Origin of the sequence: Hydrogenophaga sp. (assembly GCF_041633695.1) — a bacterium.
In the GTDB taxonomy this organism is placed as follows: Bacteria; Pseudomonadota; Gammaproteobacteria; order Burkholderiales; family Burkholderiaceae_C; genus Hydrogenophaga.
The window spans coordinates 1-20,473 of record NZ_JBFJMY010000023.1 but is presented as its reverse complement, the minus strand read 5'-3'; the positions used below and the strand labels follow the sequence as shown (position 1 = coordinate 20,473).

21 protein-coding genes are annotated in these 20,473 nt (G+C 65.3%); 16 read left to right on the top strand and 5 right to left on the bottom strand.

The features are described 5' to 3' along the window. From ABYB95_RS02795 to ABYB95_RS02755, 9 genes are all read left to right on the top strand, one after another. Window positions 1-837, top strand: an 837-nt coding sequence (locus ABYB95_RS02795) for a thiolase domain-containing protein (protein WP_372656909.1), incomplete at its 5' end; no start/stop codon positions are given. A gap of 14 nt (window positions 838-851) precedes the next feature. Further along, on the top strand, window positions 852-2,390 hold the full coding sequence (locus ABYB95_RS02790) for an AMP-binding protein (RefSeq protein WP_372656908.1): 1,539 nt from the start codon (window positions 852-854) through the stop codon (window positions 2,388-2,390). After that, window positions 2,387-3,325: a fumarylacetoacetate hydrolase family protein gene (locus ABYB95_RS02785; protein ID WP_372656907.1), complete on the top strand. Its 939-nt coding sequence runs from the start codon at window positions 2,387-2,389 to the stop codon at window positions 3,323-3,325. Before ABYB95_RS02790 ends, ABYB95_RS02785 begins: the two co-directional genes overlap by 4 nt. Before the next feature lie 44 nt (window positions 3,326-3,369). Further along, window positions 3,370-4,317 (top strand): ABC transporter substrate-binding protein, encoded by a 948-nt coding sequence (locus tag ABYB95_RS02780; protein WP_372656906.1) that lies wholly within the window; start codon window positions 3,370-3,372, stop codon window positions 4,315-4,317. 33 nt (window positions 4,318-4,350) lie between these two features. Further along, the gene (locus ABYB95_RS02775; protein ID WP_372656905.1) at window positions 4,351-5,124 is read left to right on the top strand and encodes an ABC transporter ATP-binding protein; all 774 of its coding nucleotides are present in this window, start codon (window positions 4,351-4,353) and stop codon (window positions 5,122-5,124) included. Window position 5,125: 1 nt separating this feature from the next. Continuing rightward, window positions 5,126-5,902: an ABC transporter permease gene (locus ABYB95_RS02770; protein ID WP_372656904.1), complete on the top strand. Its 777-nt coding sequence runs from the start codon at window positions 5,126-5,128 to the stop codon at window positions 5,900-5,902. After that, the gene (locus ABYB95_RS02765; RefSeq protein WP_372656903.1) at window positions 5,899-6,666 is read left to right on the top strand and encodes an ABC transporter permease; all 768 of its coding nucleotides are present in this window, start codon (window positions 5,899-5,901) and stop codon (window positions 6,664-6,666) included. The genes ABYB95_RS02770 and ABYB95_RS02765 overlap by 4 nt, the downstream gene beginning before the upstream one ends. Window positions 6,667-6,733: 67 nt before the next feature. Then, entirely contained in the window at window positions 6,734-7,741 is a 1,008-nt protein-coding gene (locus ABYB95_RS02760; protein WP_372656902.1) for an MBL fold metallo-hydrolase, read from the top strand. A gap of 33 nt (window positions 7,742-7,774) precedes the next feature. After that, entirely contained in the window at window positions 7,775-8,305 is a 531-nt protein-coding gene (locus tag ABYB95_RS02755) for a cupin domain-containing protein (protein WP_372656901.1), read from the top strand. A gap of 4 nt (window positions 8,306-8,309) precedes the next feature. Here ABYB95_RS02755 and ABYB95_RS02750 read toward each other — a convergent pair whose 3' ends face one another. After that, on the bottom strand, window positions 8,310-8,888 hold the full coding sequence (locus ABYB95_RS02750; RefSeq protein ID WP_372656900.1) for a LuxR C-terminal-related transcriptional regulator: 579 nt from the start codon (window positions 8,886-8,888) through the stop codon (window positions 8,310-8,312). Window positions 8,889-9,095: 207 nt separating this feature from the next. Here ABYB95_RS02750 and ABYB95_RS02745 point away from each other — a divergent pair, with 207 nt between their 5' ends. Genes ABYB95_RS02745 through ABYB95_RS02735 form a run of 3 tightly spaced genes read left to right on the top strand, consistent with a single transcriptional unit; the run spans window position 9,096 to window position 11,365 of the window. Beyond that, entirely contained in the window at window positions 9,096-9,935 is an 840-nt protein-coding gene (locus ABYB95_RS02745; RefSeq protein ID WP_372656899.1) for a thymidylate synthase, read from the top strand. Between the two features lie 22 nt (window positions 9,936-9,957). Continuing rightward, complete coding sequence (locus ABYB95_RS02740; protein WP_372656898.1) at window positions 9,958-10,872, top strand: DMT family transporter; 915 nt, start codon at window positions 9,958-9,960, stop codon at window positions 10,870-10,872. Window positions 10,873-10,876: 4 nt separating this feature from the next. Continuing rightward, window positions 10,877-11,365, top strand: coding sequence for a dihydrofolate reductase (locus ABYB95_RS02735; RefSeq protein WP_372656897.1), 489 nt, complete (start codon window positions 10,877-10,879; stop codon window positions 11,363-11,365). Between the two features lie 15 nt (window positions 11,366-11,380). On the opposite strand, the gene ABYB95_RS02730 is transcribed toward ABYB95_RS02735, so the two are convergent. Beyond that, complete coding sequence (locus ABYB95_RS02730; RefSeq protein ID WP_372656896.1) at window positions 11,381-12,688, bottom strand: glycerate kinase; 1,308 nt, start codon at window positions 12,686-12,688, stop codon at window positions 11,381-11,383. Window positions 12,689-12,789: 101 nt separating this feature from the next. Between ABYB95_RS02730 and ABYB95_RS02725 the strand changes: the two genes are divergently transcribed. Continuing rightward, window positions 12,790-14,235: an 8-oxoguanine deaminase gene (locus tag ABYB95_RS02725; protein WP_372656895.1), complete on the top strand. Its 1,446-nt coding sequence runs from the start codon at window positions 12,790-12,792 to the stop codon at window positions 14,233-14,235. 7 nt (window positions 14,236-14,242) lie between these two features. Here the strand turns inward: ABYB95_RS02725 and ABYB95_RS02720 are convergent, their stop codons facing one another. Next, window positions 14,243-15,172 (bottom strand): LysR substrate-binding domain-containing protein, encoded by a 930-nt coding sequence (locus tag ABYB95_RS02720; RefSeq protein ID WP_372656894.1) that lies wholly within the window; start codon window positions 15,170-15,172, stop codon window positions 14,243-14,245. Between the two features lie 141 nt (window positions 15,173-15,313). On the opposite strand from ABYB95_RS02720, the gene ABYB95_RS02715 reads away from it, so the two are divergent. From ABYB95_RS02715 to ABYB95_RS02705, 3 genes are all read left to right on the top strand, one after another. Continuing rightward, the gene (locus ABYB95_RS02715) at window positions 15,314-16,402 is read left to right on the top strand and encodes a tartrate dehydrogenase (RefSeq protein WP_372656893.1); all 1,089 of its coding nucleotides are present in this window, start codon (window positions 15,314-15,316) and stop codon (window positions 16,400-16,402) included. Between the two features lie 92 nt (window positions 16,403-16,494). Next, window positions 16,495-17,475: a tripartite tricarboxylate transporter substrate binding protein gene (locus ABYB95_RS02710; RefSeq protein WP_372656892.1), complete on the top strand. Its 981-nt coding sequence runs from the start codon at window positions 16,495-16,497 to the stop codon at window positions 17,473-17,475. 28 nt (window positions 17,476-17,503) lie between these two features. Beyond that, on the top strand, window positions 17,504-19,504 hold the full coding sequence (locus ABYB95_RS02705) for a tripartite tricarboxylate transporter permease (RefSeq protein WP_372656891.1): 2,001 nt from the start codon (window positions 17,504-17,506) through the stop codon (window positions 19,502-19,504). Between the two features lie 38 nt (window positions 19,505-19,542). Here ABYB95_RS02705 and ABYB95_RS02700 read toward each other — a convergent pair whose 3' ends face one another. Then, window positions 19,543-19,893 carry a Rieske (2Fe-2S) protein gene (locus tag ABYB95_RS02700; protein WP_372656890.1) on the bottom strand — a complete coding sequence of 117 codons (351 nt, stop codon included), beginning with the start codon at window positions 19,891-19,893 and terminating at the stop codon, window positions 19,543-19,545. 32 nt (window positions 19,894-19,925) lie between these two features. Further along, window positions 19,926-20,473, bottom strand: a 548-nt coding sequence (locus ABYB95_RS02695; protein ID WP_372656889.1) for an alpha/beta hydrolase, incomplete at its 5' end; no start/stop codon positions are given.

Below are 20,473 nucleotides of genomic sequence, written 5' to 3'. Positions count from 1 at the left end.
GCCGAAAAAATGACCGCCGTGGACAACGCACAGGTGACACAAGCCCTGGCTGGCGCCAGCTACTGGCGCGAAGAAGGCGCCTTGGGTCTGAACTTTCCACGCATTTTTGCGCGCATCGCACAGCAGTACTTTGATCGCCATGGCGACCACGCGGACACGCTGGCCCGCATCGCGGTCAAGAACCACGCCAACGGCGCACGCAACCCCCTGGCCCATATGCGCCGCGCGCTCGATTTCGATTTCTGCAGCAAGGTGTCCGAACGCAACCCGCTGATCGCGGCCCCGCTGCGCAAGACCGACTGCAGCACGGTGGCCGACGGTGCCGCCGCCCTGGTGCTGGTGCGCGGCGACATGGTGGCCCAGTTTCCGCACGCCGTGGGCTTTCGCGCCGCCTGCCAGGTCAACGACCTGCTGCCCATGTCGCAACGCGACACCCTGGCCTTTGAAGGCCCGCGCCGAGCCTGGCAGGCCGCGTACACCGCAGCCGGTGTCGGCGTGGACGATCTGAGCTTCGCGGAGGTGCACGACTGTTTCACCATCGCCGAGCTGATGGCCTATGAGGCCATGGGCCTGGCCGAGCCTGGGGAAGGCCACCGTTGCCTGAGCGAGGGCACGGTGGCAATGGGCGGCCGCTTGCCGGTGAACCCCTCGGGTGGACTCAAGGCCAAAGGCCACCCGGTGGGTGCCACTGGCGTGTCCATGCACGTGCTGAGCGCCATGCAACTGTGCGGGCAAGCCGGTGAACTGCAAGTGCCCAACGCCACCCTGGCCGGCGTGTTCAACATGGGTGGCTCGGCGGTTGCCAATTACGTGAGCGTGCTCGAACGCAGCCACTGACCAGCGCCTCGACCATGAACATCGCCCAATTGCTCGTGCGCAGCGCCCAAGTGTTTCCCGACCGGGACGCGGTGCTGTTGGGCGAACGCGTGCTCTACGACTACAGCGAATTTGCGCGCCGCGCGGGCGCTCTGGGCGGCGCCTTGTGCGGCATGGGGCTGGTACCTGGTGATCGCGTCGCCCTGCTGCTGCACAACTGCGCGCAGTACCTGGAAATTCTGTACGGCGCCTGGTGCGCCGGTCTGGTGGTGGTGCCGATCAACCACAAGCTGCACCCTCGCGAGGTGGCTTACATACTGGCCGACAGCGGCAGCCGCCTGCTGTTCAGCAGCAGCGAACTCGGCCAGGACTTGCCGTGCGATGGCGCAGACACCGTCCAGCTGGTGGACGCAGACAGCGGCGCATACGCCGCGCTGCTGACCGGGGCCACAGTGCCACCGGTGCCGCGCGAACCGGGCGACCTCGCCTGGCTGTTCTACACCTCGGGCACCACCGGGCGCCCCAAGGGCGTGATGCAGACGCACCGCAACCTGCTGACCATGGCCTTGTGCTACTTCGCCGACGTGGACACCGTGGCGCCGGGCGATGCCAGCCTGTACGCCGCACCCATGTCGCACGGCGCGGGGCTGTACAACATTCCCCATGTGCTGGCCGGTGCGCGCCATGTGATTCCCGTATCCGGTGGTTTTGAGCCGGACGAGATTTTGGCGCTGGCCCGCGGGCTGCGCCACGTGTCGATGTTCGCCGCGCCCACCATGGTCAAGCGGCTGGTGGAACAAGCCACGGCACGCGGTGAAGACGGCGACGGCATCAAGACCATCGTCTACGGCGGTGGCCCCATGTACACCGCCGACATCCAGCAGGCGGTGGCGGTGATGGGACCGCGCTTCGTGCAAATCTATGGTCAGGGCGAATGCCCCATGGCGATCAGCGCGCTGTCGCGCACCCACCTGACCGATCAACACCACCCGCGCCACGTGCAGCGCCTGTCGTCGGTCGGCGTGGCTCAGAGTGGCGTGGAAATCCGCATCGCCGACGGCGACGGTGTGCCCCTGCCCAACGGAGAAAGCGGCGAGATTCTGGTGCGCGGCGACGCCGTCATGGCGGGCTACTGGGGCCGCCCCGAAGACACTGCCCAAACCCTGCGCGGCGGCTGGCTGCACACCGGAGACATTGGCGCGCTCGATGGCGACGGCTTTCTGAGCCTGAAAGACCGCTCCAAGGATTTGATCATCAGCGGCGGCTCCAACATCTACCCGCGCGAGGTGGAAGAAGTGTTGCTGCAACACCCCGGCGTGCGCGAAGTGGCGGTGGTGGGCCGCCCGCACAGCGAGTGGGGCGAAGAGGTGCTGGCCTACGTGGTGCCCAAGCCCGGCCACACGCTGGACCCTGCAGAACTCGACGCGCTGTGCCTGACCCACATCGCCCGCTTCAAGCGCCCGCGCCAGTACCTGGTGCTGGACGAATTGCCCAAGAACCATTACGGCAAGGTACTCAAGACCGCGTTGCGCGATCTCGAACCAAGCCCCAACCCCAGGAGACAACAACCATGAAACTGGTCACTTTCGATTTGCCCACGGGCGAACGCCACATCGGCGCCATGCTCCCCGGAGAACAGACGCTGGTGGACTTCACCGCCTCGTCGGCAGCGCCTGCCATGCGCAACATGCTGGCCTTGATCGACGGCGGCGCGGCCGCCCTGGACCAGGCCCGTGAATGGCTGGACAAACCCGGCGTGACACACGATCTGGCCGCCGTGCGCCTGACCGCGCCGCTGCCCGAGCCACGCCAGATGCGCGACTTTCTGTGCTTTGAAAAACACTTCCGCCAGGCCCGCGCCCATATGCACCTGTTCGGAGCCCTCGCTGCCGAGCGCGACCCGGCCAAGGTGGAAATTCCACCGATCTGGTACGAAGAGCCGATCTACTACAAGTGCAACCGCTTTTCGGTCGTGGGCACCGGCACCGACATCGTCAAGCCCAGCTATTGCCAGATGCTGGACTACGAACTGGAGTTCGCCGCCATCCTGGGCAAAGGCGGCAAGAACATCCGCAAACAAGACGCGGCCCAACACATCTTTGGCTACCTGATCTTCAACGACGTGAGCGCACGCGATCAGCAAATGCGCGAGATGGGCGGCACGCTGGGCCCCACCAAGGGCAAGGACTTCGACACCGGCAACGTGCTCGGGCCCTGGCTGGTCACCGCCGACGAAGTCGGCAACCCCTACGACCTGACCATGGTGGCGCGGGTCAATGGCGAAGAGTGGTCGCGCGGCAACAGCGGCGAGATGCACCACCGGTTTGAAGACGTGCTGGTCCACGCCTCGCGCGACGAGACCCTGCACGCAGGCGAGTTCTTCGGTTCGGGGACGGTCGGCAGCGGATGCGGACTGGAACTGGGCCGGTTCCTGAAACACGGCGATGTGGTCGAGCTGGAGGTGCAAAAGCTCGGCCTGCTGAAGAACCGTGTGATTTTCCAAGACTGAGAAAACCAGCCTTTCCTCCATCCATCCTCTTTCGGAGACAAACCATGCATTCACTGACACTGGTTCTTCGCGCCCTCACGCGCACCCTGGCTACCGCCACCCTGCTGGGTGCTGCCGCCAGCCCCGTATGGGCCCAGAAAATCGTCTTCGGCTACTCGGCATCGACCGCGTTCGCCAACGCCTACGTGGCGGCCAACGAGGGCCTGTTCAAGAAACACGGCCTGGACGTGGAGATGAAGCTGGTGCCCAATTCGGCCACCACACCGGCGGCCCTGATGGCCGGCAGCCTGCAGATCGCCACGCCCACCGCCCCCAACACCATGCAGGCGGTGGAACAAGGCCTGGATCTGGTGGTGCTCGCCGGTGGTGGCTATTACACCAAGGGCATGGAAGACGTGGCCATCATGGTCCGTCCCGACAGCCCCATCAAGACGGCCAAAGACTTCGAGGGCAAGCGGGTCTCCACGCCCGGCCTGAACGCCTTTCTGCACGTGCTGTTCCGCAAATGGATGGCCGAAAACGGGGGCGACTACAAGAAGGTGACCTTCACCGAAAACGCCTTCGCGCAATCGGTGGACGTGCTGCGCTCCGGCCAGGTCGACGGCATTCTCGCGGTGCAGCCGTTCCTGGCCCGGGCCCAGGAAACCAACGCCGGTCGCGTGGTCGCCTTCTACATCGCCGCGCTGGAAGGTTCGGTGCAATCCGGCTGGCACGTTGCCAACCGCAAGTGGGCAGACGAGAACCCCAAGCAGGTTGCCGCGTTCAAGGCCGCGATCGAGGAAGCCTCTGCCATGGCGCTGAAAGATCCGGCCATCGTGCGCAAGGCCAACCTGGTCTACATCCCCTTCCCCGCCGACGTGCAGGCCAAGTTCCCCGACCCGCGCTTTCGCCCCGTCATCACCGCCGACGTGGTGGAGAACTGGAACAAGATCATGCTCGAGCAGGACATGCTCAAGAAGCCCATCGATCCGGCCAAGCTGATCTACAAGTGATCCTGTCGCTGCCCTTGTCCTGAAAGACCCCGCATGCCTACTTCGACCGCCAGCCCTGTTCTGTCCATCACCGGACTGGATTTCACCGTGGGCACGCTCAACATCCTGAGCGGTATTTCGCTCACGGTGCGTGAAAAAGAGTTTGTCTGCATCGTCGGCGCATCGGGCTGTGGCAAGACCACGCTGCTGCGGCTGATGGGCGGACTGCTCAGCCCCACGCAAGGCAAGGTCGAGTACCGGGGCCGCGTAGTCAGCGGCCCCGACCGAGAGCTCGCGGTGGTGTTCCAGGACTACGGGCGCGCCCTGTTGCCCTGGCGCACCGTGGCGGGCAATGTGGAACTGGCGCTGGAAGCGCGCAAGGTGCCAAAGGCGGAACGCGCCGACATCGTGCACGACATGCTGAGCCGGGTTGGGCTGGCGGAGCGCGCCAACGCCTACCCGGTGCAGCTCTCCGGCGGCATGCAGCAGCGCTTGCAGATTGCGCGCTGTCTGGCGCAGGCGCCGCAGGTGTTGTTGATGGACGAGCCCTTCGGCGCGCTCGATGCCATGACCCGGCAAAGCCTGCAAGACGAAGTGGCGCGCCTGTGTGCCGACGCCGGGGTGACGGTGGTGTTCATCACCCACGACCTGGAAGAGGCGATCTACCTGGGCGACCGTGTGATCTCCATGGACAAGCACCCGGGGCGCCTGTCCGAAACCCTGGAGATCGACCTGGAGCGGCCGCGCAACCAGCTCACCACCCGCGAAGACGCGCGTTTCCTGGCCTACCGCCACCGCCTGTTCGACCTCCTGCCACCGGGCCACTGACATGAACCCCATCTTGTTGCGCGTGTTCAAGGGTGCGCTGCTTCCCGTGGCGGTGCTGCTGTTCTGGGAGTTCAGCGCCCGCACCGGGCAGCTCCAGTCCGAAAGCCTGTCGTCGCCGGTCGCGATCTTCCGCGCAGCGCTGGGCGTGGTGCTCGACGGCAGCCTCTTCAAGGCCGCGCTGGAGACCTTTGGCGGCGCACTCGGCGGCCTGGCCGTGGGCGCGGTGGCCGGCATTCTGGTGGGCGTGGCGCTGGGCCTTTCGCGCGTGCTCGCGCAGCTGATGCGGGTGTCCACCGAATCGCTGCGGCCCATTCCGTCGGTGGCGCTGATCCCCTTGGCGCTGCTGATCCACGGCTACGGCTTCAAGATGGAGAGCAGCATCGTCGCTTTCTCCTGCTTCTGGCCGCTGCTCATCATCACCGAAAGCGCGGTGCGCGGCATCGAGCCCCGGCTGCTGGAAGTGGCGCGCGTGCTCAATCTGAGTCTGTGGGAGCGCGTCACCAAAATCATCCTGCCCGCTGCGCTGCCGCGCATCTTCGTCGGCCTGCGGCTGGCCGCTGCGGTCTCGCTGGTGGTGGCGGTGACGGTGGAAATCACCGCCAACCCCATCGGCCTGGGCTACGCACTCATCGTGGCGCAGGAAAGCATGCGGCCCGACCGGGTGTTCGCCTTCATCGGCTGGATCGGCCTGATCGGCTGGGCCTTCAACACCACGCTGCTGCGGGCACAACAACACTGGTTCGGTCGCATGGGCAACTGGGCGGAGCAAAGCACATGAAGTTCCTCAACAACAAGTTGTTCATGTGGTTCGCCAGCCTGGGGGTGCTCGCCGGCCTGGTCGGGCTGTGGCAAGTGGCCGCGCAGATGCAGCTGATCTCGCCCGTGTTCTTTCCGGCGCCCACGCGCAGTTTCGAATCGCTGTGGGACCAGATGGGCAGCGCCGACTTCTGGATCGCGTTTCGCGCCACGCTCACGCGCATGGCACTGGGCTTTGTGGTCGCCTCGCTGGCCGGTGTGGCCCTGGGCGCGGCCATTGGCTTGTCGCCCCGGCTGCGCGCCTACATCGAACCCTCGCTGGAGCTGATACGCCCGCTGCCCGCCTCGGCCATGGTGCCGGTGTTCGTGCTGCTGGTCGGCCTGAACGACCGCATGATCGTGACCGCCATCGCCTTCTCTTCGCTCTGGCCGGTGTTGCTCAACACGGTGCACGGCTTCAAGACCATAGAGCCCCGTCTGGTGGAGGTGGCGCGTATCCTGCACTTGTCGCGCCTGGAGCTGATCTGGAAGATCGCCCTGCCCAATGCCATGCCCGATATTTTTGCCGGTCTGCGGCTGGCGCTCACGGTGTCATTGATCCTCGCCGTGGTGGCCGAAATGCTGGCCGGTACCGTGGGCCTGGGCCAGAACATCACCTTGGCGGCGCGCTCGTTCCGCAGCGCCGATCTGTACGCCGGGATCATCGTGCTCGGGGCTGTGGGCTACCTCAGCAATGTGCTGATGGAACGCGCCGAGCGGCATTTGCTGCGCTGGCGCACCGCATGAACCGCGCTCGAGCGCGGCCTGAACCCCATCCGTTTCTTTCACCCTTTTCACCCACCGGAGACCTCGTATGAAATGGCAATACACCAAAGGACTGCACGACATCGGCAACGGCAACTACGCTTGGTTGCTGCCCGATGGAACCTGGGGCTGGAGCAATGCCGGCCTGGTCACCGACAGCGGCGAGTCCCTGCTGGTGGACACCTTGTTCGACCTCAAGCTCACACGCGAGATGTTGCACGCCATGCGCAACGCCGTGCCCGAGGCGCTGGACATTGGGCAGGTGGTGAACACCCACGCCAATGGCGACCACTACTTCGGCAACCAGCTGGTGGCCGACTCGGAGATCATCGTCTCCCAAGCCTGCGCCGATGAGATGCTCGCGCACCCGCCCGAAGCGCTGATCGACCGCTTTCGCAACTACAAAGACCTGGGCGACGGCGGCGAATTCCTGATGAAGTCCATGGGTCGCGTGTTCGACTTCCGCGGCATCGTCTACACACCACCGACCAAAACCTTCACCGGTGCGATCGATCTGAAAGTCGGCAACAAAACGGTGAAACTGGTCGAGGTGGGCCCGGCCCACACCAAGGGCGACGTACTGGCCTACATTCCCGAAGACAAGATCGTCTACACCGGCGACATCCTGTTCAATGGCGGCCACCCCATTGTCTGGGCGGGCCCGGTCGACAACTGGATCCGCGCCTGCGATCTGATGCTGGGCTGGGACGTGGAGGTCGTCGTGCCCGGCCACGGCCCGATCACCGACAAGTCGGGTGTGCGCGCGCTCAAGCACTACCTGGAATATGTGAAGGCCGAGGCGCGCAAGCGCTACGACCAGGGCATGACGCTGGAACAGGCGGTGGACGACATCTCGCTCAAGGAATTCAACTCCTGGACCGATGCCGAGCGCATTTACGTCACCGTCAACAACCTCTACCAGGAGTTCAGCGGTGACACCTCGCCGCCCGACACCATCAAGCTGTTTGGACTGATGGCGCACTACGAAGAGCGGCAACGCAAGCTCCACGGCAACGTCATCGGTTGCGGCCCCCATTGCGACCACCGCAACCACTGAAAACACGCAAACCCATCCCAACAGGAGCAACACATGGTCTGGAAAATTCGCCGCGTCGTCACCGGGCACGACGCACAAGGTCGCTCGACCTTCATCATGGACGGGCTGGCGCCCAACATCAAGGAAATGGCCTCCATGCCCGGCGTGGCGCTGACCGACTTGTGGGAAACCACCACGGCGCCCGCAGACAACACCGGCAACGCCGACGCCGCCGAGCGCCCGGTCAAGCTGGAGCCACCGCAGGTGGGCAGCATCCTGCGCATCGTGGAGTTTCCGCCCGACACCATGTGGCAAGGCGCGGACGCGGCCAAGGCCTTTGAATCCATTGGCGCAGGCCACGCGCCCGACGCGCATTCGGACGATCCGATGCGCCACAAGACCAGCACCATCGACTACATCATCGTGCTCAAGGGCGAGATTTTTGCCATTCTGGACACCGGTGAAACCCTGCTCAAGGCCGGCGACATCCTGGTGCAGCGCGGCACCGTGCATTCGTGGAGCGTGCGCGGCACCGAGCCCTGCATCGTCGCCGCCATCTTGATCGGCGCCACACCCCACCCCTGAGCCCTCAGGGCGAAGGCGGCATCCCCAGGATGCGGGCGATCAGTTCGCCCGTGCTGTTGACGTCGAGCTTGCGCATCAGGCGCAGGCGGTGCGCCTCCACCGTGCGGTGGCTGACGTTGAGATCCTTGGCGATCTGCTTGCTGGTCAGACCGGTGATGACCCGGGCCGCGATCTCGCGTTCGCGCGCCGTGAGCGGCGCGTTCACGGGCCGGGTGTCGCTGATGTCGTCAAACACCCAGACCACCGAGGCAAAAGGCGCATCGGGCGTGAACGAGCGCCCCGACACCGCACACCAGAACATGTGGCCTTTGGCGTGCCGCATGATGCGCTGATCCCGGTAATGCGCGTTCTGCCGCATGCCCGCCACCCAGCGTTCGCCAATGTGCTCGAACTCTTCGTGCGAGGGGTAGAGCATTTCGGTGGTGCGCCCCACCAACTGGTCCACCGGGTAACCGAACATGTCCGACATGGCCCGGTTGCAGCGTTCGATGATGCGCTGGTGGGTCACCATCAAGCCCACGGGCGCGAGCTCGAAAATCATCTCGGGTTCGGCTATGGAGTCGGACAGGGTCTTGGATTTCATGGGCAATCGTGGGTGGGAGCCATTATGGTGCAGGCCTCCCACGCCATCCAGGCACGCAGGCGACTGCGTCCACCGATGTGCGTTCTTTCCTGGCGCTAGGGCTTTCGAGCCCGGCGCCGCGCGCGGTCTATCGCAACCGCGCCAGACCCCAAGCCGTCCAGCGTGCACAATGAGCGCCTGAACCAGCGGCTTCCACTCCTTTCGACGATGAACACCTCTCCCCGCCCCATCCGCTCCCAGTACGAAGATTTCATGCGCCTGGTGCACACCCAGGGCGTGGCCAAGGGCGACCGCACCGGCACCGGCACCCGCAGCGTGTTTGGCCACCAGATGCGCTTCGACCTGACCGAAGGTTTCCCCCTGGTCACCACCAAGAAGGTGTTTCTGAAAGCCATCATCGTGGAGCTGCTGTGGTTTCTGCGCGGCGACAACAATGTGAAATGGCTGCAGGAGCGCGGCTGCACCATCTGGGACGAGTGGGCCCGCGAAGACGGCAGCCTGGGCCCGGTGTATGGCGTGCAATGGCGCAGCTGGCCCACGCCCGGCGGTGGCCACATCGACCAGATCAGCGAGGTGATGCAGACGCTCAAAACCAACCCGGATTCGCGCCGCATCATCGTGAGCGCCTGGAACGTGGCCGATCTGTCCCAGATGGCGCTGATGCCCTGCCATGCCTTTTTCCAGTTTTACGTGGCGCCAGCCACCGAGCCCGGCGGTCGCGGCCGCTTGAGCTGCCAGCTCTACCAGCGCAGCGCCGACATTTTTCTGGGCGTGCCCTTCAACATCGCCAGCTACGCGCTGCTCACCCACATGGTGGCGCAGCAGTGCGACCTGGATGTGGGCGACTTCATCTGGACCGGTGGCGACTGCCACATCTACAGCAACCACGCCGAACAGGTGGCACTGCAGCTCAGCCGCGCACCGCACCCCTACCCGGTGCTGAACATCAAACGCCGTCCCGATTCGATCTTCAACTACAACTTCGACGACTTTGAAATGCTGGACTACCAACACCACCCCGCCATCAAGGCGCCGGTGGCGGTTTGAGCCCTTGCCCAGGATCTGAGCCATGTTGAACCGCCGCCAGTTGTGGGCGTTGCTGCTGCTCACGCTCATGTGGGGCGTGAACTGGCCCATGATGAAGCTCTCGCTGCAGGAAACCACGCCCTTGTTCTTCCGCGCCAGCACCATGTTCGTGGGTGCCTGCTTCCTGCTCGTTTTCGTGGCACGACGTGGCGACCGCGTGCGTCCACAAGGCCGCGAGTGGCTCACCATCGCCCTGCTCGGCCTGCCCAATGTCTTGGGCTGGCACACCTTGTCGATCTTCGGCGTGCAGGAACTGGCCTCCGGGCGCGCGGCCATCCTCGGTTTCACCATGCCGATCTTCACCGTGCTCATTGGCGCGGCATTTTTCCGGGAACGCATCACGCGCCGGGTTTTGCTGGCGGTGGTTTGCGCTGGCGCGGCGATTGGCCTTTTGCTGTGGCACGAACTGCAAAGCCTGAGCGGGCGGCCCGTCGGCGTGGCCTGGATGGCCTGTGCCGCTGCCAGTTGGGCCCTGGGCACCGTGATGTTCCGGCGTGCCCACTTTGAGCTCACGCCCATGGTGGTGGTGACCTGGATGCTGCTGCTGGGCAGCGGGGTGGTGGCCAGCCTGGCCTTTGCACTGGAGCCCTTGCCGCAGCCGGGCCTGTTCTCCGGCGTCATGTGGGGCAGCCTGGTCTACGGCGGCCTGATCAACTACGGCATCGCACAAGTCATCTGGTTCGGCATGGCGCGGCAGCTGCCGCCCGCCACCAGTGCCATGAGCATCATGGCGATTCCCCTCGTGGGCATACTCAGTGCCACCGTCATCGTGGGCGAAGTCCCGCATTGGCAAGACTGGTTCGCCATGGTGTTCGTGATGATGGCCATTGCCAGCGTGCTGCTGCCCGGCCGGTCAACCCGGCCCGAGGCGGGCGTATCCATGCATTCGGCACAATAAGCGCATGCCTTTGAACCTCATCTACGCCCGGGCCGCCAACGGCGTGATCGGCCGCGACAACCAGATGCCCTGGCACCTGCCCGAAGACCTGGCCCATTTCAAGCGGACCACACTCGGTTGTCCGGTGATCATGGGCCGCAAGACCTGGGATTCGCTGCCGCCCAAGTTCCGCCCCCTGCCGGGCCGGCTCAACATCGTGGTCAGCCGCAACGCCGACTGGCTCGCAGAAGGCGCTAAGCGCGCGGACTCGCTGGAACAGGCCATCGGTCTGTGTGCGCCCGGCGCCGACATCTGGGTGATCGGCGGCGCACAAATCTACGCCCTGGCCTTGCCGCTGGCGCACAAGGTGGTGGTGACCGAAATCGCACAGGATTTTGAAGGCGACGCCCACGCACCCGCTCTGGGTGCCGAATGGCGGGAAACCGCCCGAGAAGAGCACACCGCCGCCAGCGGTCTGCGTTTCGCCTTCGCGACCTACCTGCGCCAGGCCTGAGCGACGCAGCCTGCCTCAAAGCACCAGCACGGCGCGAAAGTCGTTCACGTTGGTGTGCGTGGGGCCGGTCATCACCAGATCGCCCAAGGGTCCAAAAAAGCCGTAAGCATCGTTGCGCGCCAGGTGGTCGGCCAATTTGAGCTTGTGCTCGCCCGCGCGTGCCAGCGTGTCGGGCGCCACCAGGGCACCGGCGTTGTCTTCCACGCCGTCGATGCCGTCGGTGTCCGCCGCCAGCGCCCAGATTCTGGGGTCTGCGCCCAAGGCTTGTGCCAGGCCCATGCAGAACTCGCCGGCCCGCCCGCCTCTGCCGCGCGGCTGACCCTCGGTGCGCGGCTTCACCGTCACCGTGGTTTCGCCACCGCTCAGGATCACACACGGCGTCTGAAAGCTGCTGCGGCCCAGTGCGGTGGAGCGCGCCAAGGCCGCGTGCACCTTGCCCACCTCGCGCGACTCGCCTTCGATTTCATCGCTCAGGATGTAGGCGTTCAAACCCATGGCTTTGACCGCAGCGGCGGCGGCTTCCAGGCTTTGCTGCGGCGTGGCGATCAGGTGCACGGCGTGGCCGTCAAAGCAGGCGTCGCCGGGTTTGGGGGTTTCGAGTGCGCCGCTTTCCAGGCCTTCGCGCACCGTGGGCGGCACGTCGATACCGTAGCGGCGCAAGATGTCCAGCGCCTGGGCGCAGGTGGACGCATCGGGCACCGTGGGCCCGCTGGCGATCACGCTGACCTCATCGCCCGGCACGTCGCTGATGGTGAGTGTGACCACGCGTGCGGGTGCACAGGCCGCAGCCAAACGCCCGCCCTTGATGCGCGACAGGTGCTTGCGCACCGTGTTCATCTCCAGGATGTTGGCGCCGCTTTCCAGCAACTGGCGGTTGACCCGCTGCTTGTCTTCCAGCGAAAGCCCTTCGCACGGCAGCGTGAGCAGCGACGAACCGCCGCCGGAGATGAGGCAGAGCACCAGATCGTCGGCGGTGAGGCCTTGGGTCAGTTGCAGAATGCGCTGCGCCGCGTCCAGGCCCGCCGCATCGGGCACCGGATGGGCCGCTTCCACCACCTCGATGCGCGCGGGCAAACCCTGGGGCCGCTCGGGTATGTGTCCGTACCGCGTGACCACCAGGCCCGACAGCGGCGCATCGGCCGGCCACAGCGCCTCCACCGCCTGCGCCATGGCGCCACCGGCCTTGCCCGCCCCAAGCACCAGGGTGCGGCCTTTGGGCGGAGCGGGCAGGAAGGCGGCGGTGTTGTGCAGCGGCAGGGCGCGCTGCACCGCCACGTCGAAAAGTTGGCGCAACAGGGCACGCGGGTTGTCGGTCGGGTTCATGCAAAGGTCTCGGTCTCTGGGATGGCTTGGATGAAAATGCAAACAGTCCTCCCGATTGTCGCCAATTCCACGGCACCGCCCAACACCGAGCCGCCAGCACCATGAACACCTTGCTGATCGACAACGCCACCTGCATCGCGACCTGCGATCGGACCGACCCGGCCCAAGGCACCGAACTCACCGACGCGAGCCTGTTTGTGCGTGGCCATCTGATCGAATGGATGGGCCCCGCCGCCGAACTGCCACCGGCCTTGCGCGCCGCCGCCGACGAAGTGCTGGACGCGCGCGGCCATCTGGTCACCCCCGGCCTGGTGAACACCCACCACCACATGTTCCAGAGCCTCACCCGCGCCATTCCGGGCGTGCAGAACGCCGAGCTGTTCGGCTGGCTGCGTGGGCTCTACCCGATCTGGGCCGGCCTCACGCCCGAGATGGTGCGGGTGTCGACCCAGGTCGCCATGGCCGAACTGCTGTTGAGCGGCTGCACCACCAGCAGCGACCACCTCTACCTCTTTCCCAACGGTGTGCGGCTGGAAGACAGCATCGAAGCGGCGCAGCAGATGGGCATGCGGTTTCTGGCCACACGCGGCAGCATGAGCGTGGGCCAGAGCGCGGGCGGGTTGCCGCCCGATGCCGTGGTCGAAAACGAAGCCGCCATTCTGAAAGACAGCCAGCGCCTGATCGAAACCTGGCACAGCGCCGACCACGGCGCCCTGCTGCAAATCGGGCTGGCGCCCTGCTCGCCATTTTCGGTGAGCCCGGCGCTCATGCGCGAAAGCGCGGCGCTGGCCCGGTCTTTCAAAGGCCAAGGTGTGCGCTTGCACACCCACCTGGCCGAGAACGACCACGACATCGCCTACAGCCGCGAAAAGTTCAAGCAAACACCGACGCAGTACGCACAAGCACTCGGCTGGCTGGGCGAAGACGTGTGGCACGCCCACTGCGTGAAGCTGGACGACGAAGGCATCGGCCTGTTTGCCGCCAGCCGCACCGGCGTGGCCCATTGCCCTTGCAGCAATATGCGCCTGGCCAGTGGCATTGCGCCGGTGCGCCGCATGCTGGACGCGGGCGTGCCCGTGGGTCTGGGGGTGGACGGCTGCGCCAGCAACGACGCCGCACACATGGTGAACGAGGCGCGCCAGGCCTTGCTGCTGGCACGCGTGGGCCGCGCGGTGCAGGCACCCGAAGTGCGCGGTGGCAAAACTTTTTTTGGCTGCGACCTGGGGCCGGCCGAGATGGGCCCGCGCGACGCGCTTCACCTGGCCACACGCGGTGGCGCGCAGGTGCTGGGCCGCAGCGACATTGGCCACCTCGCGCCGGGCATGTGCGCCGATCTCGCCATGTTCGATCTGCGCACGCTGGGCTTCGCCGGTGGTGCGGTACACGATCCGGTGGGCAGCTTGCTGCTCTGCGCCAGCCCCAACGCGGCTTACACGGTGGTCAACGGGCGGGTGCTGGTGCGCGAAGGCCGCATCACCTCGGTGGACATGGGACCGCTGCTGGAACGGCACAACCAGCTGGCTCTGGCCCTGGCGCAGTCCACCTGAACGGTCTTCAGACCTTGCTCGTCGCCGCCTGCTGGGTGAACGACAAGGCCATGAAATCGACGAAGGCACGCACCCGCGCGGCCATGTGGTGGTGCTGGGGGTAGACCGCGTGGATGTCGGCGTCGGGCGTGTGGTACTGCGGCAGCACCTGCAACAGCCGACCGTTGCGCAGGTAGCGCTCGATGTCCCACTCGGCGCGCATCAGAACGCCGTGGCCTTCCAGCGCCCAGTTGACCGCGATCTCGCCGTCGTTGGTGGCCAGGTTGCCACGCGTCTTGATGGCCTCGGTCTTCACGTGCTTGCCCCGCCCACTGGTCAGGCGCCACACGCCGTAAGCCTCTTCACCCTGCCGTATGCCGATGCAGTTGTGCCGGACCAGATCGTTCGGCACCTTGGGCGTGCCGTGTTTGGCCAGATAGGCCGGAGCGGCGCACAGCAGGCGCCGGTTCGGCGCGATGCGCCGGGCAATCACCCGCGCATCGGGCGGCACGCCAAAACGGATGCAGACATCGAACGAATCCTCGGTCAGCGCGGGCGGGTTGACCGAGAGCTGCAATTGCACGGCCACCTGCGGGTGCTTGCGCGCGAAGCGGGAAATCAACGGCGCCACATGGCTGCGCCCAAAACCCAGGGTGGCATTGACGCGCAACAAGCCTTTGGGCACTTCTCGGGACACACCGAGCAAGGCCTCCATGTCGTCGATCTCGCTCAGAATGCGCCGGGCGTGTTCCAGGTACAGATCGCCTTCGGGCGTCATGCTCATGCGCCGTGTCGTGCGGTTCACCAGCGCCACGCCGACCCGCGACTCCATCTGCGCCAGATGCTTGCTCACGGCAGGTGTGGTGATGCCCAGCTCCCGTGCCGCAGCGCTCAGGCTGCCGGCGCTGGCCAGCGCGGAAAAGAAACCCAGATCGGCCGGTTGGATGGTGCTGCTCATGGCCTGCGTGTGGATGGCATGGATGGATACCGTGGATGGGATTGTTGAATTCAGGTTAACAGTGGATTGAATATAGCCGCGCATCCAGGGGCCGCACAACTCCTAAAGTGGCTGCATCCCCCTTCTTCCACCGAGACCACCATGAAAACCTATTCCATCGCCACCATCCCCGGAGACGGCATTGGCAAAGAAGTTGTGCCCGCCGGACAGGCGGTGCTGGAGGCGCTGGCCGCTTCCAGCAGCCGGTTCCGATTCGACTTCGAGAATTTCGACTGGGGCGGTGACTACTTTCGCCAGCACGGCGTGATGATGCCCGCCGACGGCCTGGAGGCCTTGCGCGACAAGGACGCGATTCTGTTCGGCTCGGCCGGCGATCCGGACATTCCCGACCACATCACCCTGTGGGGCTTGCGCCTGAAAATCTGCCAGGGCTTCGATCAGTACGCCAACGTGCGCCCCACGCGCATCCTGCCCGGCATCGATGGTCCATTGAAGCGCTGCAAGACCGAAGACCTGAACTGGGTCATCGTGCGTGAAAACTCCGAAGGCGAATATTCGGGCGTGGGTGGCCGCGTGCACCAGGGGCACCCCATCGAAGTCGCCACCGACGTCTCGATGATGACCCGCGTCGGGGTTGAGCGCATCATGCGCTTCGCCTTCAAACTGGCCGCGTCACGGCCACGCAAGCTGCTGACCGTGGTCACCAAGAGCAACGCCCAGCGCCACGCCATGGTGATGTGGGACGAGATCGCACGCGAGATCGCTCTGGAATTCCCGGATGTGCGCTGGGACAAGGAGCTGGTGGACGCGGCGACGGCCCGCATGATCAACCGCCCGGCGTCGCTCGACACCATCGTGGCCACCAATTTGCATGCCGACATCCTGAGCGATCTGGCCGCCGCGCTGGCGGGCAGCCTGGGCATCGCGCCCACCGGCAACATCGACCCGGAACACCGCTACCCGTCCATGTTCGAGCCCATCCACGGCTCGGCCTTCGACATCATGGGCCAGGGTCTGGCCAACCCGGTCGGCACCTTTTGGTCGGTCGTGATGCTGCTGGAACACCTGGGGGAACCCGAAGCCGCCCAGCGTGTCATGCGAGGTGTCGAATACGTCACCGCCCATCCCGCCCTGCACACCCGCGACCTGGGGGGCAACGCCACCACGGCGCAGGTCACGCAGGCGGTGTGCGAGCAACTCGCCTCCCGCGCCAAACGCATGAGCGCTTGAAGCGCACCTGCCCCCTTTTCGATTTCGCTGTGTTCCGCCGCTCGCCAGCCGAGCTTTCCCTTTCTACATAACTCAACCGACAGGAGACAAACATGCGCAAACTGCAACTTCCCCGACTGCTGACCACCACCTTGATGGCAGGCAGCTTGGCCGCCAGCCTGGCCTTCACCGCTGCGGCGCAAGCCCAAAGCTATCCCAGCAAACCGATCAACTACATCCTGCCGTTCAACGCCGGTGGCGAGTCCGACATCTCGGCGCGCTACCAACAGTCGGTGTTCAAGAAAGTGGCCGGGGTGGAGACGGTGATCCAGTACATGGCCGGTGCCGGCGGCGCGCAGGCCTGGTCTCAGCTGAACACCATGCCGGGCGACGGCTACACCATCATGGGCATCAACCTGCCGCACACGGTGTTGCAGCCGATGCAGAAGGACGTGGGCTACAAGACCGACGAGCTCACACCGGTGCACTACTTCCACTACACGCCCGACGCGATCTTCGTGCACAAGGACAGTGCGTTCAAGACGCTCAAGGACCTGATCGACTACGCGAAAAAATCACCCGGCATGGTGACCTTCAGCGGCTCCGGCTCCAATTCGTCCAACAACCTGGCGCAGGTGCGCTTCGACGAACTGGCCGACATCAAGACCACCTACATCCCCTTCAGCGGCACTGGTCCTGCCGTCACCGCCATTCTGGGCAAGCAGACGGTTTCGGGCTTCAACTACGCGCCGTCGGGCATCGCCCACGGTGACAAGATGCGGATGTTGGCCGTCGCATCGGAAAGCCGCATGCCGGCCTTCCCCGACGTGCCGACCTTCCGCGAGCTGGGTTTTGATCTGGTGGGCGGCGCCTACCGCGGCCTGTCGGTGCCCAAGTCCACACCCGAAGACATCCGCCAGAAGGTGTCCGACATCGTGAGTGGCATCAACGCCGACCCCGGCTTCAAGAAAAAGATGGAAGACGGCGGCTTCGTTCTGACGGACGTCACCTACAAGGACATGCCCAAGTTCATGAGCGACAAGAAAAAAGAATACGGCGCACTGGCCGAAGCACTGGGCATCAAGAAGCCATAAACCCCAGGAACGACCCCGGAACGCCGCCATGGAAATTCTCCGCTACCTGATCGATGCACTGACACCGTTCAACCTGATGCTGGCCTTGGTCGGCGTCACCCTGGGCACGGTCATCGGGGCCTTGCCCGGGTTGTCGGCCACCATGGCGGTGGCCATTCTGGTGCCCTTCACGTTCAGCATGGCGCCGGCCTCGGGGTTGATCGCCCTGGGCGCCATCTACACCGGTGCCATTTATGGTGGCGCATTTGCCGCGATTCTGGTCAACACACCGGGCACGCCCTCGTCGATCGCCACCACCTTCGACGGCTATCCCATGGCCAAGCGGGGCGACGGTGGTCTGGCCGTGACCCTTGCCACCCTGGCCTCGGTCTTCGGCGGGCTGGTCGGCGCCATCGCCCTCATCCTGCTGGCGCCACCGCTGGCCAACGTGGCCTTGGCGTTCGGACCATCCGAATATTTCTGGATGGCGATCTTCGGGCTGACCTTGATCTCGGCGCTCTCGGTGGGCAACACCGTCAAGGGCCTGGTCGGCGCCTGTCTCGGGCTGCTGCTGTCCACCATTGGCGTGGCGGTGGTCGGCGGCGACGTGCGCTACACCATGGACACGCAAATGCTGCTCGGCGGCATCGATATCACCTCGGCCCTGATCGGCCTGTATTGCATTCCGGTGGTCATCGATCTGGTGGCCAGCAAGGCCCCCCACCTGTCCATCCTGGAGGACGCGCGTGGCTTTCGCCTGGCAGAGGCGCTGCGCATCGGCCTCAAGAGCAAGTTCAATCTGGTGCGCAGCTCGCTCATCGGCACCGCCGTGGGCACCTTGCCCGGCGCAGGGGGTTCCATTGCAGGGCTGATCGCGTACTCCGAAGCGCGCCGCTCGTCGCGACACCCAGAGCGCTTCGGCAGCGGTGAGGCCGATGGTGTCATCGCCACCGAATCGGCCAACAACGCCACCGTCGGTGGTGGCTTCATTCCCACCTTGGTGCTCGGCATTCCCGGCACGCCACCCGACGCCATCATTCTGGGGGCGCTGCTGGTGCAGGGCATCAAGATCGGCCCCTCGCTGTTCAACGAGCAAGGCGAGATCGTCTACACCTTCATGTTCGGCCTGCTCATCGCCACCGTTCTGATGTTGCCGGTCGGCCTGATCCTGGGCCGCTACGCCTACAAGTCCATCGTCCGCATTCCGAAATCCCTGCTGGTGCCGACGGTGGCCTTTCTCACCATACTGGGCAGCTTTGCCATCCACAGCAACCCGCACGACATGCAGATGATGGTGCTGCTGGGTGTGCTGGCCTGGGTGCTGCAACGCTACGGGTTCGCACCGTCGCCCATCGTGCTCGGCCTGGTATTGGGCCAGATTGCCGAACAAGGCTTCGTGCAGTCCTACCTGATCGGCAACGCGCAGGACGCCGTGCTGCAGATGTTCTTCGGACGGCCGCTGAGCATGGCCATCATCGGCTTTGCCCTGCTCACGCTCTTTTATCCGCTGCTCACCAGCCTGTTCGGCCGGGATCGCAACAAGGCCCACACCGAAGCCACCGACACGGTGGTGAAGGCCGCGCAGCTCCGGTACCGCGAGCTGCCCGCGATTCTGTTTGGACTGCTGTTCATCGGCATCGGCGTGGCCGCGTACACCCAGACACGGGACATGTCGGCCATGGGGTCGGTGTTTCCAGGTACGTTGTCAGCAGCATTGGTTCTGCTCTCGGTGATGCTCGTGGCCATGCAGGTGGGTCGGCCCACCGCACCCCGCACACCGGATCGGCCCGGTGCCGTCAAACCATCGGCACCCCGACGCATGGCCGTCATGGCCGTGATGGCGGTCTGGGCGCTGTGTCTGCCGGTGGTCGGCTTCTTCGTCACCAGCCTGCTCGCCTTCCTGGTCCTCACGGCCGTCGCCACCTTCGATCGGCCCAGCCTGCGCGTCGCCGTGGCGTACGCCGTGGTAGCGGTGGTGATCGTGGGAGCGTTCCAGCTCTTGATGTCCCAGGTGCTGCTGATGCGCATGCCGCTGGGTCTGCTGTTCTGATCCGCTCTTGAATGGCTGCCGAGCGTCGGCCACCCTACTCAGCTGACCTGCACTTTCACCTCGCCGCGCTTGATCTCCACGGGAAAGGTTTTCAGCGCTTTTTCGCCGCGCACCACATTGAGCAGCTGGATGCCGGGTGGGAAATTGGCCCAGTCGACCACTTCACCGGTCTTGATGTCGAAGCGCGCCCGGTGCAAGGGGCACTGCACCTTGCAACCGTCCACGATCTTGCCGCGACCCAGCGGAGCGAAGGTGTGGGTGCAGTTGGACTGGGTGGCAAAAAAGCCGTCTTCCAGGTGGTAGACCACCACACGGGCCTCACCCGCCGTGTAGACGGCCATCTTGCCTTGCGGCAGGTCTTCGGCCTTGCAAACGGTGTACCAGGTCATGGCGGTCTCCTACGAAACAGGATGGGCGCAGTTTAGGCCGGTTTCAGCACCCGCACCAGCCAGGCATTCAGATCGGCCACTTCTTCGGCGCAGACCGAATGCGCCATCGGGTAGCTGTGCCATTCCACGCCATAGCCCAGGGCCAGCAAGGCCTCGCGGGTGTCGGTGCCACGGCCGATCTCCACCACTGGGTCGTGGTCGCCGTGGGCCAGAAAGATCGGTGTGCCCTGGTTGGCCTCGCTGCGCTCGGTGGCGGTGTTGCCGGCCAGCGGCAGATAGCCCGACAGACCCACCAGGCCGGCCAGCCGCTGTGGCGCGCGCAGCCCGGCCAGAAGGGTCATCGCACAACCTTGCGAGAAGCCCATGAGCACGGTGCGTTCGGGGGCAACACCGCGTTCGGCTTCGCGCTCCAGCAAGGCCTGCACCAGGGCTTGCGAAGCGCGCAGACCCGCTTCGTCTTCGCGGCGCGGCTGCAGGGGGTCGGTGCTGGGTGGATGGATGTCGTACCAGGCGCGCATCGCGTAGCCACCATTGATGGTGACGGGCCGCACCGGGGCGCTGGGAAAAACAAAGCGCACCG